This is a genomic window from Pelotomaculum sp. FP (genome assembly GCF_004369245.1).
Lineage (GTDB): Bacteria > Bacillota > Desulfotomaculia > Desulfotomaculales > Pelotomaculaceae > Pelotomaculum_C > Pelotomaculum_C schinkii.
Window position 1 is genome coordinate 1 of the sequence record NZ_QFGB01000017.1, and the last position, 14,338, is coordinate 14,338.

15 protein-coding genes are annotated in these 14,338 nt (G+C 41.4%); 1 reads left to right on the forward strand and 14 read right to left on the reverse strand.

The annotated features are described in order from the left end of the window. Positions 1 to 139: 139 nt before the first annotated feature. From Psfp_RS08755 to Psfp_RS08770, 4 genes are all read right to left on the reverse strand, one after another. Positions 140 to 781, reverse strand: a complete 642-nt coding sequence (locus tag Psfp_RS08755) for a pentapeptide repeat-containing protein (RefSeq protein WP_134218164.1) — start codon at positions 779 to 781, stop codon at positions 140 to 142. Positions 782 to 840: 59 nt separating this feature from the next. Beyond that, complete coding sequence (locus Psfp_RS08760) at positions 841 to 1,680, reverse strand: arginase family protein (RefSeq protein ID WP_134218165.1); 840 nt, start codon at positions 1,678 to 1,680, stop codon at positions 841 to 843. Positions 1,681 to 1,704: 24 nt separating this feature from the next. Then, on the reverse strand, positions 1,705 to 2,514 hold the full coding sequence (locus Psfp_RS08765) for a class I SAM-dependent methyltransferase (protein WP_134218166.1): 810 nt from the start codon (positions 2,512 to 2,514) through the stop codon (positions 1,705 to 1,707). Between the two features lie 268 nt (positions 2,515 to 2,782). After that, the gene (locus Psfp_RS08770) at positions 2,783 to 3,667 is read right to left on the reverse strand and encodes a hypothetical protein (RefSeq protein ID WP_153189513.1); all 885 of its coding nucleotides are present in this window, start codon (positions 3,665 to 3,667) and stop codon (positions 2,783 to 2,785) included. Positions 3,668 to 4,040: 373 nt separating this feature from the next. On the opposite strand from Psfp_RS08770, the gene Psfp_RS08775 reads away from it, so the two are divergent. After that, positions 4,041 to 5,588, forward strand: a complete 1,548-nt coding sequence (locus Psfp_RS08775; RefSeq protein ID WP_243120551.1) for an IS1634 family transposase — start codon at positions 4,041 to 4,043, stop codon at positions 5,586 to 5,588. Positions 5,589 to 5,960: 372 nt separating this feature from the next. On the opposite strand, the gene Psfp_RS08780 is transcribed toward Psfp_RS08775, so the two are convergent. From Psfp_RS08780 to ablA, 10 genes are all read right to left on the reverse strand, one after another. Next, positions 5,961 to 6,221 (reverse strand): hypothetical protein, encoded by a 261-nt coding sequence (locus Psfp_RS08780; protein WP_134218168.1) that lies wholly within the window; start codon positions 6,219 to 6,221, stop codon positions 5,961 to 5,963. A gap of 88 nt (positions 6,222 to 6,309) precedes the next feature. Next, positions 6,310 to 6,654: a LysR family transcriptional regulator gene (locus Psfp_RS08785; RefSeq protein ID WP_134218169.1), complete on the reverse strand. Its 345-nt coding sequence runs from the start codon at positions 6,652 to 6,654 to the stop codon at positions 6,310 to 6,312. A 368-nt stretch (positions 6,655 to 7,022) separates the two neighbouring features. After that, positions 7,023 to 7,238: a PF20097 family protein gene (locus Psfp_RS08790; protein ID WP_134218170.1), complete on the reverse strand. Its 216-nt coding sequence runs from the start codon at positions 7,236 to 7,238 to the stop codon at positions 7,023 to 7,025. A gap of 51 nt (positions 7,239 to 7,289) precedes the next feature. Further along, positions 7,290 to 8,489 carry a DNA polymerase IV gene (gene dinB, locus Psfp_RS08795; protein ID WP_192895341.1) on the reverse strand — a complete coding sequence of 400 codons (1,200 nt, stop codon included), beginning with the start codon at positions 8,487 to 8,489 and terminating at the stop codon, positions 7,290 to 7,292. A 52-nt stretch (positions 8,490 to 8,541) separates the two neighbouring features. After that, entirely contained in the window at positions 8,542 to 9,363 is an 822-nt protein-coding gene (locus Psfp_RS08800; RefSeq protein ID WP_134218172.1) for a pentapeptide repeat-containing protein, read from the reverse strand. A 155-nt stretch (positions 9,364 to 9,518) separates the two neighbouring features. Continuing rightward, a complete protein-coding gene (locus Psfp_RS08805) occupies positions 9,519 to 10,226 on the reverse strand; it encodes a class I SAM-dependent methyltransferase (RefSeq protein WP_205079519.1) in 708 nt (235 codons plus the stop codon). An 87-nt stretch (positions 10,227 to 10,313) separates the two neighbouring features. After that, positions 10,314 to 10,805: a DUF523 domain-containing protein gene (locus Psfp_RS08810; RefSeq protein WP_243120552.1), complete on the reverse strand. Its 492-nt coding sequence runs from the start codon at positions 10,803 to 10,805 to the stop codon at positions 10,314 to 10,316. A 69-nt stretch (positions 10,806 to 10,874) separates the two neighbouring features. Continuing rightward, entirely contained in the window at positions 10,875 to 11,594 is a 720-nt protein-coding gene (locus tag Psfp_RS08815; RefSeq protein ID WP_134218225.1) for an amino acid racemase, read from the reverse strand. Positions 11,595 to 12,038: 444 nt separating this feature from the next. After that, positions 12,039 to 12,899 carry a putative beta-lysine N-acetyltransferase gene (ablB, locus tag Psfp_RS08820; protein ID WP_134218173.1) on the reverse strand — a complete coding sequence of 287 codons (861 nt, stop codon included), beginning with the start codon at positions 12,897 to 12,899 and terminating at the stop codon, positions 12,039 to 12,041. Further along, positions 12,892 to 14,214, reverse strand: a complete 1,323-nt coding sequence (ablA, locus tag Psfp_RS08825; protein WP_348981127.1) for a lysine 2,3-aminomutase — start codon at positions 14,212 to 14,214, stop codon at positions 12,892 to 12,894. Before ablA ends, ablB begins: the two co-directional genes overlap by 8 nt. Between the last annotated feature and the right edge of the window lie 124 nt (positions 14,215 to 14,338).

Sequence of the window (14,338 nt, forward strand, 5' to 3'; positions counted from 1 at the left end):
ACATTTTTTGACCTCCAAAGTGCAAGCTTTTTGCATATTTTAGCTTGTTTTCCTTGGATAATAATTCGACAAAAGTACCCTCAATCCCTTGGTATTACTGGAATTTTTGGCTATTCAGCAAGCCCTATTTAGATACACATTATTTTACGATTAATCCTAATAACTTGGCTAACTCTGATGCTTGATAGGCACTCACAATAGCTCCTTTCAATTCCCCACCAGATACAACCATTCCATCTATGTGGCTTCGGGTAAAGTCTATACCTTTAAGAGGGGTTCTGAAAAAGCTTGTATTTATAAAACTTACATCAGCCAATTCTAAATTTGTTAACTTGCATTCTGAAAAGTTGCCATTTCCCATTTCACTTTCTAAAATACTTACATTACTTAATATTGAGGTATCAAAGTTTGCATATCCAAAATTGCTATTAAAAATTGATATATGTTGCAATTTACTGTTTAGCCAGTTTACGCCCACTGCTTTGCACGAAACATATTGACATCTGTTAAAATATCCATCGCTAAATTTACTATTTGATATGTCACAAGACTTAAATATTACATCTACAAAATCTGATTTCGAAAATAAACAATCATAAAATTTGCAGTTCTCAAAAACGACTTCCTTAAAACATACTCTGGATAAATCAGTATCACTGAGTGAAACTCCTTTAATATGTTTTCCGGAAATATCATTTTCTTCTGCTTTAGATCTAATTAAAGGCAATAAATCCTCAAGAATATCAGGTTCTGTTGATATGTTGGGTTTCATGATTTTCATTTTATTTATTCTCGAAATAATTTTCTATTTGCCATAGGCCTTGTCGTAATCATATGGAATTAAAGTTCTCTTACCAGCTGAATAATAGGTTCTAAAGCACTTAACTTCTTCTTATCAGTTTCGATGCTTTCCACTAAACTCAATCCGATTGCATCCCATCGTTCCATAATATCTTGTAAAACCGACCTAAGCTGTTTTATTCGTACGCCATTTTCAGTTGGACATTTTACACCGGCAAACTCAACAGGATCAAGCACATCAAGATCAATATGTATATACACTTTTTCAAATTGCTTAAACTGCGATACCAACTTTTCAGGCATACTTTCCATTAATTCACTGACAGCTATTACCGGAATACCTGTTTCTTTAATGTATTCTCTCTCTGGGGGGTCCAAATCCCTAACCCCCAGGAGCGCAATATCTTGCAAGGAGATGGATGGAACCGGCAATTGTAAGCCAAATCCTCTTCCGCCTTCAAGCAGACAACGTAATGCCATACCATGGAATAACTTACTTGGGGAACTATCCGGCGTATTTAAATCCCCATGAGCATCAAACCAAAATATCCCCAGTGGCCCATGCGTTGCACGGAGGTAACTGATTACAGCTACTTCCACATCGCAGCCGCCTCCTATTGTTGCTATGTGAGAGGGATTTAAATCCTGCAGTATTTTATACGAGTTTGATAGTTGTTTATCAATCTGCTTTAATCCAATAATCCCGTTGTGTTTTGTTACCTCTCCTGGTCTGTCAACCGGAACCTCAATAGAAGGCATTTGAGGTGAAAAGTAACTCCAAAGTGCAACTGTACCTTCATAAAGTTCAGGTGAATATCCAGCCCCCTGCCATTGCGGGTAGAAAAGGGCCACTTTTTTGGGTGAATTATCCCTTGTCATAAGTACTCCTAATAGACATTTTTTTCATAACACTCTGCCCCAAAACAACGAATATGTAAAGAATCCATAGTACCCGGGCATATTCAGGATTAAGTCCGGTGAATTATCCCTGCAAAGACGCTGATATTCTAATTGATCTTCCTCCAACAATTCCGGATTATCTTCCCCCCAACGCATTTCAAAAAGATCTACCAAGGCTTTTCGCATTTCCTGACTTAAAGGAGGGTTAATATCACTCACAAAAGTTTGTGCCCTAGTTTCACTCAAACCTGCCTGTTTAAACCATTCCAGTGCACGCATACTATGTAACTCCGGTTTCATTTTCTCATCAAAAGGAGCTATCCCTAAAGAAGTTGCATTCAACCGAGCCTCTAAAACCGGGTATCCGGGAAGTAGCATTTGCGAAGACCAGTTTAGGATGTATATGATACCCCCTGGCTTCACAGTCCTGGCAAGCTCTTTCAGTAGTAAAACAGGATCTATTTTTAGATAGCCAACGAGATCCATGCTAAAAGCCCAGTCAAATAAATTTTCATTAAATGGAAGTTTTCTTATATCACCCCTTATAAAAGAAACTCTTTCCGTCAGGCCTGTCTTTGATGCCAAAGAGCGTCCTTTTGCTAAAAATTTTTCTTCAATATCAAGACCGGTAACATGACCACGAACCCCTGCTGCTTCTGCTAGCATCAAAGTATAGAAACCAGTTCCGCATCCTGCATCCAGCCCCTTGCTCTCAGGAGGAATCTGCAGTGTATCTACTATAGCTCTTATAACAGATTCCCGCAATATATTAGATAACTCCAGCCTTTTAAGATATTTTTCTGCATTAGACATTTATTCATCACCAACCACCAAATATATTAAACACGCTATTGTTTTATTCGCCAATTATGAATAATAGGTAGTCAGATCTATCACTTTCAACAATCATCATGCATAAACACTATTTATTTTTATTGTGTCTCCGGATTGTAGTATTGAAATAGGTAAATTAATTACCTTACTTATTAAATACTTATCACATCATCCTTGTACTGTGCCGTGGGCAGGGTAGTTTTCCCCTTGCTTGGTTTGTCGCTAAATATAAATGTTGCATAATAGTTTATTTAAGGTTATGTTCATATGCGCGCATATCAGGTTTTACAAAGTACTTGCTAATTACAATGCAAGCCAAAAAGAATATCGCCACATCTATACCGCTTCGCAAAAGCATCTGTGACATGATACCACTAAGAATCAACCCCATAAAGCTATTAAACATTATCCAGTTTACTCCTATAGTTAGTACAGCAAGTTTGATTGACAGTAATAATTTGTTCTGTTCTTTGGCTAATACTGGATATAAAAGCACATAACAACATCCCAGCACAATGCCAAATAATATTGTCCATATATAACACGGAATAGTATATGTATTGCAATTGCTCGTTATTATACCTGTTTCATAGCCAATTAACCGCTCAGTCAAAAAAGCAACCGTAATTAAGGCAACCGCTTTGATTTTTTCTGTTATGCTTAAGGTTTGAACAGGTAAACAAGCTTTCGCATTGCCTAATGTAAAATAAGCGACTGTCACACATAGTAGTAGTGCGGGTATTGCATCGCCCACGCCCATGAAAAATTGATAGCTAACGAATGCAAACCCCCATTCTCTAAAAGGAGAGACCTCAACAACTACTTCCTGCATTCCAAAGAAATAAAGGATTGCAAAGGCTAACCCAAAACGAGTTCCAACTTGCAGTTTGGGAACATTTGACTGCTTTCCAAAATATCGCATTACAACGACACAGTGTGTAAATAGCAAAACAAAGTAGGAAGCCGCAACTACAGGAAATCCAAAAAGCTTGACAAATACGCTATCAAAATTCTCTGGATTTACCCCAGCGGGCAAAACAGCATGAACTATTATCGTAATGCATGCTGCAAGTATAATAGCCAGTATATTTACTATAATTGCCTTATTTACACTGGCGACCTTTTCTACCATCACACATCACAATCCCTTATTAAATATGCGATTATGCTCATAAGCTGATCGACAAGTTGGAAGCTATTTTTTGTTAGGTTTTCGCTTGACATATCTTGTTTTCACTCAAGTTTGAAACTTTAAGGCGGTTTTTGCCCCTTTCGAGCCCGCAAGCCCAGTAAAATCAAGAGGTCGTTCCTGAAATTTTCAAATTTTTGCTGCCACGTTTTGCAAATATTATCTTCCTTATTCTGCACTAATATGGTATAATATAGGTGCCATGTATGCGAGAACTAAAACATTTACAAATAAAGATGGTTCTAAAAGAACCTACATACAGATTGTCGAATCCGTTCGTGAGAACGATAAGGTACGTCAGAAGGTCCTATTGAACATGGGCCGCATCGAAGACCTGAAAGATGGGGATATAGACCGCCTGATCGCTAGCCTGGCCAAGTTCTCCGAGAAAAAGTGGATCCAGTCCGAGGCTCAAAAATTACTGGTTCACAACGCCAAAGAGTGGGGACTCGAATTCATCTTTCGTCATCTCTGGGACAAGCTTCACCTGGATGCTATCTTGCAGCAGTCTTTCTCCAGCGCCTATACCTCCGAACAACTTGCCGAGGCTGTTTATGCTATGGTGCTCAATAGAATCAGCGACCCACTTTCCAAGCGTGGCGTGAACCATTGGATTAATGAGGTGTACCGGCCGGCTTTTTCAAACTTGGAGCTGCACCATTTTTACCGCTCCCTCGATCTGCTTGCCGAACACAAGGAAAGCATCGAGCTTGAGCTCTTTAATCGTACTCAAACCTACTTTGACTTAAAGGTGGACATGATTTTCTGGGATACCACCTCTACATATTTCGAAGGAAAAGGCCCTGCTGAACTAGCTCATTATGGTTATTCCAAAGACCACCGTCCGGATCGGGTCCAGGTAATGATTGGCGTCGTGATGACTCAGACGGGTATTCCTATCGCCCACGAGGTATTCCCAGGCAACACCGCTGACTCTGTAACATTCAGGCAAATCATTGCTGACCTGCGCAAACGTTTTAACTTAGGTCGGGTGGTCTTTGTCGGAGACCGGGGCATGGTAAGTAAAGAAATCTTGGATGAGTTGGACCGGAACCACATTGAATATATCGTCGGCATGCGCATGCGCAAAGCCAAAGAAGTCGACGAGGTACTTAAAACAGGCGGCAAATACAAAGTTGTACGGGATAAACTTAGAGTTAAAGAAGTCTGGTGCGATGCCAACCGCTATATTATCTGTTACAACCCTCTACAGGCTGAGTACGACAAAAAAGCCCGGGAGGAAATGGTAGCAAAGCTGGAAAGCCAGATTAAAAGCTATGGGGTCAAGTCACTGGTCGGCAATAGCGGTTACCGCCGCTACCTGTTGCTGGATAAAGACGCCGTCGTTGGTATTAACCAGCGACTCCTTAAAAAAGAAGCCCGCTATGACGGTAAGTATGTGCTTCGCACCAACTCTCAGCTTGACACGGCAGAGGTAGCCCTGGCCTACAAGGACCTATGGCGGGTGGAACGGGCTTTCCGGGAGATTAAATCCAGTCTGGATTTACGACCGGTTTATCACTGGAAAGACAGCCGGGTACGTGGTCACATTATGGTTTGTTTCCTGGCCCTGGTACTGGAATCAGCCCTGCGAAGAAAGCTTCTTGAGAAAAATATTGAAGTCGAGTACCTTTATTTGTTACGTGATTTGCAGCAGCTAAGGGCTGTTGAGATGACTATCGGAGAGGACCGGTACTTGTGCCGTACTGAATTGGTTGGTAAGGCTAATGAAGCTTTTAGAGCGTTAAGCATTCGCCCGCCTATGCAAATCATGAAGTTGAAGAACAAAAACAAACCTTCGAAAGAACCCGAAAAACCAGAATATATTGACCTAACGCTCTTTCCTGAAACGGAAGGAGTGTAGTGGTACGTCTGTTTATATTGTCCTCAAACCCTTGGTATTAGGGGATTTCTAAATTTAAAGTGTCAAACTTGAGTTTCAATCAATCCGGATGAAGTGAAATATTGCTCAATATTCTTAATTTTCGACAGTAATTTAGTAGATCCTGCATATTAGTCTAAAATAATCCACAGATATAAAAACATTCTCCCGTCTATGCTATTTAACGAGTTTCGGAATAAACCAAGACAAACGATAAGACGGCCTCCAGCGTAAAAAACCCACCTCATCTATGTAAAAATTTTTAACAAAGATGACGTGGGTTGTAAATTTGATGACGTCTAATAGCCGGCAAAACAATAAAATTGGAATATGTCTACAAAAAATTATAGTATTTTATCCACATCTCCTGGACCTATATGTATTGTATAAGATAACTGCTTCGGTTTTTTGACCCATGCAATATTCATTGTATGAAATTTCCACTACTCTTATTGTCCCTGTTTTTTCACCCTTTCTTTTCACTCCCGGCATTCTGTTGCCCGCGGTGAAAGCGTCTACACAATTCTCTGCTTCTACATAGCGGGCTACTTCAAGTGAATTCTTATTCCCCAGGTGTCCATAGTCAAGCAGGATTTTAAAGTAGCGTTTTTTCAAAACAATCTTCCTTTCTTTAACATCATTTTGTCCTATCTGTTCAGTTCATGCGTTATACTTATCCGAGTATTACGCACCCAAAAAAATACTATCCCTTATTTTCTTTATTATTAAAATGCTTGGTATATAGCATTTCTAAAGTATTTTCTACTTCCTCCCGTAGAGCCCTGTACTGTTGCATCAGTCGAAGGGCTTGGGAAGTCACTTCCGAACCTCCGCCGGAAGAACCGCCCGCTTTACATTTCAGCAGGGGAAAACCTAATCTGTCTTCCATGGAACGTATCAACCGCCACGCTTTATTATAAGACATGCCAATCTCGGCTGCCGCTTTGCTCAAAGAACCTGTCTGTTCAACTCGCAATAGCAAGTCATATGGCCCATCGCCAAAAACCTTCCCGTTATTATCTAACCAAATCTTATAAGCAAGGCGCACTTAGTTTTCATCTCCCAAAAAATCGGCACATCGCTATACTAATACTAGTATAGCGTGTTTAAAACAATATGTCTACCTTTTTCCAAAATTAAAGGCATAGCATTCTGTATGTTTTCCTTTGGTGATGCAAATAAAAACCCCAGAAATGTTCAATGTTTACTGAGCTTCCGGTAAACCGTATAAACAAGTGATACCACAAAATATAATGGAATAATAATCGTTGCAACAATAAAGAAGAAAGCTTCGTCGCCGTTATTCTTAGTAAAGAATGAGTAGAATAAGGCATATATCGCATTATGCAGAAATACCGAGCTATCCAGGCCCCAATAATCCAGAGCAATCTTTTAAAGGTCAAAAGCAAGTATTTATCAGCCTTCATACAAATCAATCACCACCTTTTTGCAATTTTTGCATAGATATGCTTCCTTTCCCGTACCATTTAAACCAAACGGAGCTATTGAGACATCACCTTTGTCTATATTGGGCTTAAAGAAAAGCCTTCTTTTGTAATTAGACCAAAAAATCTCTCTTGCACTTTGTATTGCTCCCTTTTCCATCTCATTTTCACAATACGGGCACTTCATCCCAAAAACCTTCTTTAAAAAATGTGCTCAGCCGCAACACTACATCCTGACTTATTGCTTTTTCTTTCTTTCCTCCGAAAGGAGCAGGCTCCCTCTCTTTATTACTCCCATACCGTACTTGTCTTTCAACTTATCAACCACCCTGCTGACCTTTTCATCCTTTTCTTGAAACAAAGACAGCTGTTCATAAGAATCCAGGTTTGATACTTGTACACCGACCAACCTCCAGGGTGGCTGGCCGCAGTTGGTCACAAAAAGTTCCCGCGCTACCTTGTAAATGGCTCCATCACCTTCTACAGCAGCAGATAACGACTGTGATCTGGTAATAGTACTGAAATCAGCAGAACGGATCTTTACTGTGACCGTCCGTGCCTTTAGCCCTTTATGGCGAAGCCTGTAGCCAACTTGTCCGGCTAAATCCATAAGCGTTGTTAATACTGCGTCTTGGTCGTAGACATCTTTTGGGAAAGTAGTCTCTTCGCCAATTGACTTGATTTCCCGTTCGGCCTGAATCTCCCGGATGTCATTTCCATTGGCACGCTGGTGCAGCATTACCCCAACAGCAGCGCCAAACATTTTAATCAATTCACGTTCAGGAAACTTCGCTAATTGGCAGATTGTCTTAACCCCAATTCGATTGAGCTTTTCTTTTGTTTGGGGCCCAATCCCGTGAAGTTTACTTACCGGCATCGGCCAAATAATTTTTGGCATATCCTCTTTTGCCACCCGGTAAAGTCCATCCGGCTTGGCCAGCTCACAGGCCATTTTAGCCAGCAGTTTGTTAACGGATATACCAACGGAAACGGGAAGGCCCAGTTCCCGCCTTACTGCCTCACGTATTTTTCGGGCTGTTTCCAACCCTACCCCTGAAGGTACAGCAAGATACGCTTCATCTATTGAAACCTTCTCTATTTGTGCTGCAAAACGATCGTATACAGCAAACACCCGGGCCGATACCTGACGATAGCGGTCCATATTCACTGGAAGAAAAACAGCGTCCGGACAGAGTTTTACCGCCTGGACCATAGGCATGGCTGAACGCACACCATATTTTCTGGCTTCATATGAGCACGTGGCCACTACTCCACGCTCACCCGGCCGCCCACCTATAATGACTGGTTTGCCCCGGTATTCCGGATGGTCAAGCTGTTCCACAGAGGCAAAAAAGGCGTCCAGGTCACAAAGAAGAATATCGCCGGACACCGTCATCACCACCCGAATAAGTTCTTTATCATCCCAATATTTTACCACCCTGACAGTACAAAACATAAAAGGCGAGTGAAATTATCCGTTATTTGTGGCATTAAAGTTTGGAATTGCCCCAGTGAGTAGGGCGAGTAAGTGACGAGGGTAACTTTGTGCTGTTATCCCCGTTCGCTGCGTTGATTTGGGCTTGGGTGAGAAAGATACTCCTGGTAAGGTCGGCGCCTCTGAGGTCAGCATCCCGGAAATCAGCCCCGATGAAATCTGTCCCGCTCAGGTCGGTTCCTCTAAGGTCAGCAGCAATAAGGTAGGCTCCTCGACCGAAGGTCTTCCGATGCCCCGAATGCGCCTTCTTCTGCCCGCGACGAGCTTCGGCTCGCACAAGTTCACTGGTCTTAAGGAGCAGAGTATTAACATCTGCCCGATGCACCGCTACATCCAGTTCCAGGAGAGCGTCGGGGCTGAGGCGAGTAAGGCGTTTAGTCTCGTCGAGCATGGAGCTGAGCGCAGCATGAATAGGACGGGCTGGTTGTAACGTCAGCGCTTCTGTCAGATACCAGACCATTTCATGGATTTGCCGCATAATATGAAAAACCTCATACATTTGCTTCGCGGATTCTGGAATTTTCCGCCAGTCATGTCCGCCATAGGTAACTTGGGAAACCTTTTGCCCCGCGCCAAAGCAGTCAAAAGCAGTGCAGCCTTTAAGGCCCCGCTCACTAAGACTTTTGTGAACACAACAGCGAAAGTCCGGCTGCAGGTTGGGGCAGGGCTGACCTGCGTCTTTGTGGATTGGGAAGCCTTCCGAAGCTGAAAAGTACAATGCGACACAGCACAAACCGAAACAGCTTTCGCAGTCAGCGCGCAAATTGCGGCGACTCTTATCAGCAAAAGGTATTGAATATTTGTTATTCCAGGACAATATCTGGTTCCCCTTATTTTAATATGGATCATGGAAAGCTATCAATTATACTAAATTGCCTTTCCCTTTGTCATAAAAATGTGCATCCCCAAAAATTTATTTAAATTATAATATTAGTTAATATTCATATCATTATATGCAACCAGGTGGTTAATTTACTTCTTTGTACAAACATAAACTGCTAAAAAACCATCATGATAACTTAGGGTATCTATTGTAAATCCGGCTCGATTCATTAACCCTTCCATTATCCAGTCGCATGTAGAAAATTCATCTCTTATTGCAATCTTCGTGTCTGAAGCAAGCTCTTCTCCGGCAACTGGCTTAATACCATTAAGCCAGTTATCAAAAAACTCTTTATAATTTTCAACTTCAAATGAATATACTGTATCCCTTAAAAAAAATTTACCGCCTTTTTTTAGCATAGCATTTATTCGTTTAAGAGCGACTAGCTTCCAAAAATCCGGGAGATGATGCAAAGCTAATTGAGAAACGATAACATCGACTGGCTCCCCCTGGTGTTCGTAAGTTAAAAATCCGGCGTGGTAATATTTTATATTGTTTATATCGTGACTTTTAGCCTTTTTATTGGCAACCTCCAGCATTACCGGAGAAATATCAACTGCATAAACCATTTTGCAATGCTTAGCAATTTCTATCGATAAATCTCCAGTCCCGGCGCCAAATTCAAGAACCACCTGCTTAGCAGTAAGACCAACAATATTGATAATGTCTTCAGTTTCTTTCTTTATATTTCGTAATTTTTGCATTCGTGAATCATAGTCTTGAACTTCTTTAGTATCGGTGTAATCCACACCAACTTGTTTCATTTCATCATACTGCCATTCTGGATATGTTTTCACATTGTCACCACTTAATAGTATTCTTTACTTATTTTTGTTTCAGCCTCTATCTAAGCATCCAGCAGTCAAGCAATCTGTTTTTTATAATCAGTCATCCTGAAAATCCTCTTCCGTCATCAGTCTTATACCCTTTTTTTTCAGAAATTCGGCGGAGAAACCATATCCGTCTATGATTTTCCCCGAAAAAGTTCCGTCATAATTCTTGCCGGCGGCGCAGGACGGGCTCTTCGTTTTCAAGACGGCGCCCTCTATTTCTTCACCGCATTCGGCGGATTTTTCCATTGCCGCCTGCCACATCAATTGCGCACCCCTAATATAGCCTTCGGTAACGTCTTCCCCCAACTTAGTTATCACCCTGCCATTAAGGATCTCGGTAACCTCGCGCGGCGTAGAAAATCCTGCCATCACTTCCGGACATACGGAAATGTATTGCTTATCCTTAAGAAAATCTTTCACCTTATCATTGTTATAATTTCCACCCCAGTAATTGCAATTATCACCCAAAAGGCACGCGCTTACGATATACATTTGCTTCTCCTCATTCTGTTTCAAAGTATCACCGTTACTCCGTCTCCGCATTCATACTAACTGCCAAGCTGATAACCTGATGTCATATGAATAGCACAAAACTGCTGGCGCAGTGGTTTATCAACATTGCGCCGGCAGTTTTGTGCTATCCGTTAAACAATACCTGATTGCACTCTCCACATGGATCTTCGTAGTATTCAGGAACGTTATGCCAAACTCGTCCCTGGTTAGAATAAGCGGTAATTCTGTGCACCCGAGAATCAATCCCTGGATAGACTCCTCATCGACCATCCTTTTAACAATCTCGAGCAAACCTTTACGGGTTCCTTCGTAAAACTTACCCAATTCAATCTCTGTCATCAATTTGTGTTGAATATAGTCTTGTTCCTGTTCCCGAGGCACAACAACTGAGATATTATCGCCGGCAAATACCTCCTGAAAAAAACCTGACCGCATGGTAAAACTTGTTCCAAGCAACCCGACCTTTTGAAATCCCATCTCTTTTGCTTTCTTATTTGTCTCTTGAACGATACTTAATAGGGGGATAGGAGACAAGCTTTCTAATCTGTCAAACACGATGTGTGGTGTATTGGCTGAAATGATGCCAAAATCAGCGCCGGCACTTTTCAAGGTATTGATTCCTTTTAAAAGCCATTCTGTCAGGTCATCCCATCTCTGCTGCCCAACCATGTGCAAGAGTGTGTACATATCCATACTATAGACAAAAATTTCGGGAAGACTCCCCTCCCCTTGAAGCTCGCGATACTGGTCAATCATTAATCGGTAATAATCCAATGTAGACTCAGGACCAAATCCGCCGATCATCCCTATCTTTCTCATCAAGCCACACCCTCATTTTCAATGTTTACTAAACTTCCAAAGAACCGTATAAATAAGCGATATCACAAAATATAGTGGAATAACAACCACTGCAATAATAAAGAAGACAGGTTCGTCGCCGTTCGTCTTGCTAAAAAATGAGTAGAATAATGCATATATCGCATTATGTAAGAATACTGCAGCTATCCAGGCTCCAATAATCCAGAGCAATCTTTTAAACGTCAAAAGTAAATACTTATCAGCCTTCATGAACCTACCCCATCGCTATTACCAAAAAAGGTCTTGGATTGATGCCCCGCGTCTCTTTCAATAATACATGAGCGTCCGTGTTTCAATATAGTGGAAACTCTTTAAACCAGTTGGGAGTATTTATTCTTTCGACAACTAGTTAACAAATCCTGGTGAATGTTTCTACTGTCCATCAAAGGGGTACAGGGCATGATATTACCGGCATAACGAAGAATCCGGCAATTCTAATAGGGATTTATACCATACATTCATGCTTTCAAAGCGGCCGGAGATATTTGTATTATTTATCAATGTACCGCAATATCTATAACCCATTTTGGAAAATGTAATATTCATTCCGAAAGAAAGGGCTCGGGCAATGGAATAGGCAGTCTTGATTTGTCTTTTTCTCACCTCGGATTCCATTAGCTGTAAAAGAAAGACAGATAATCCTTTACCCCTATACTCAGGCAACGTAGCAAAGTCAGTCATCTCAGCATTACCGGACTCGAGATCCATTTCAGCGGAAGATAAGGCGACGACTTTACTTTGGCTCCATATGCCGAAATATATGACATTTTCGTTCATTGTCTCCACGATATAACCCGGGTCATGTATGGGAAACGGATAGGTTGCAAAGACTCTCTTATATACTTGCGCCATCTGTGGAGCATCCTGCGCACCGCAAATTCTGTAGAGAGATCCCGTACCAGGTTCGATTACTTTACTATCCGCAGCTCTTTTCTGAGCTTCTTCCAACACCTTATTAATTTCTTCAGATTTTTCATTCTGCCTTCTTTGCTCGTTAAAAAACTTGGCCATAAAAAAAGCTTGTTCGCCGTTATAGAAATTAGGTATGGAGGCTTCTATTATGAAGCCATTGTTAATGAAGCCATCTTTTGCATATCGGGGTACTTTGGCAAATATCTTCGAATAACCGTTATCTTGTGCCATCGTGTCAAGCGTATCTATAATATCGGGAAAGTCACCCCTGGAAAGCTTCATCAGATAAATCCGGTCATTATAATTACCATGCTGTATCACTGAATTGCCTATTCTTGTTACGATATCATGCATTGTCCCGTCTCTCTATTCGCTCAGTATTCTCAGGCACAAGCGCAATTGTTTCATCCAGGTCTGAAAGCAGCTTTTCGATGCCGGTTGCTTTATAATCTTCTGCTCCTTCAAACATTGCTAATAAACCGCTGTCATCAATGTTCATGTTGCCAAAGAAATTCTCATAAGTTTCAGGTTCCTGGTAGGTAGTAATAACTCCTTCAAAATTTCTTAATACTACCTTGTCATGCGACCATGAGATGAGGTATTGCGGCATAACACGAATTTTTCCACCTCCGCCAGGCGCATCGATCACATACGAAGGCACTGCAAATCCGCTTGTATGTCCGATCAGACTTTCCATGATTTCAATGCCTCTTCCTACAGGCGTCCTGAAATGCTTCAGGCCTTCGGATAAATCACACTGGTATAAGTAATATGGCCTTACACGGTTCTGGACCAGTTTATGTACAAGCTTTTTTATTATTATGGGATGGTCATTTATACCTGACAGCAAAACTGTCTGGTTTCCCAGAGGTATCCCCGCATCAGCAAGTTTTCTTAAAGCCTCCTTTGAGGATGCGGTTATTTCCCGTGGGTGGTTGAAGTGTGTATTAACCCACAGAGGATGATGCTTTTTCAGGATATCTACCAAATCATCCGTGATCCTGTAGGGAAGTACAACAGGTGTCCTTGTTCCTATTCTTACAACCTCCACACTGGCAATTTTCTTTATTTCTGTAAGTATCCAGTCAATATTCTCATCGGACAATAAAAACGGGTCCCCGCCTGACAGCAGCACATCCCGTATGACTGGATTATTCCTGATATATTCAATTCCCAGAGCTATTTCTTCTTTACCCGGTATTACATCAACATCACCAACTTTTCTTTTCCTTGTACAATGCCTGCAGTACATAGCGCATACGCCGCAAACCTGAAACAGAACTCTGTCAGGATAGCGATGGGTGATGCCGGGCACAGGACTGTCTTTGTCTTCATCCAGGGGATCGCGCATTTCATAGTTGCCTATATGAAGCTCGGATATTGAGGGAAATGCCTGCTTGTATATAGGATCATTTTTATAATTATCAGTATCAATTAAGGATAAATAATATGGAGTAATTGAAAGCGGAAACTTTTTAACAGTCTCATCAAGTTTTTTTCTTTCTTCGGCAGTAAACTTAATACCAAGGAGTTTTTCAAATATATCAATATCCCTTACCGAATGCTGTAACTGCCACCGCCAGTCCTTCCAATGTGAGACCTTGGCGTTAGAACTAATTATTCCTGCAATTTCCTGCTGCTTCTGATTATAAATTGTCTCCATCTCCATGCCTGACTATACTTTACTTTGTAGTATTTCTTTCCCTTTAAAGATTATTCTTTCTTGTTCCTTATCCAGTACTAAAGCAGGCTTCCCCAAAAATCTGGCCGCTGCTGGAAAGGTATTAGCATGC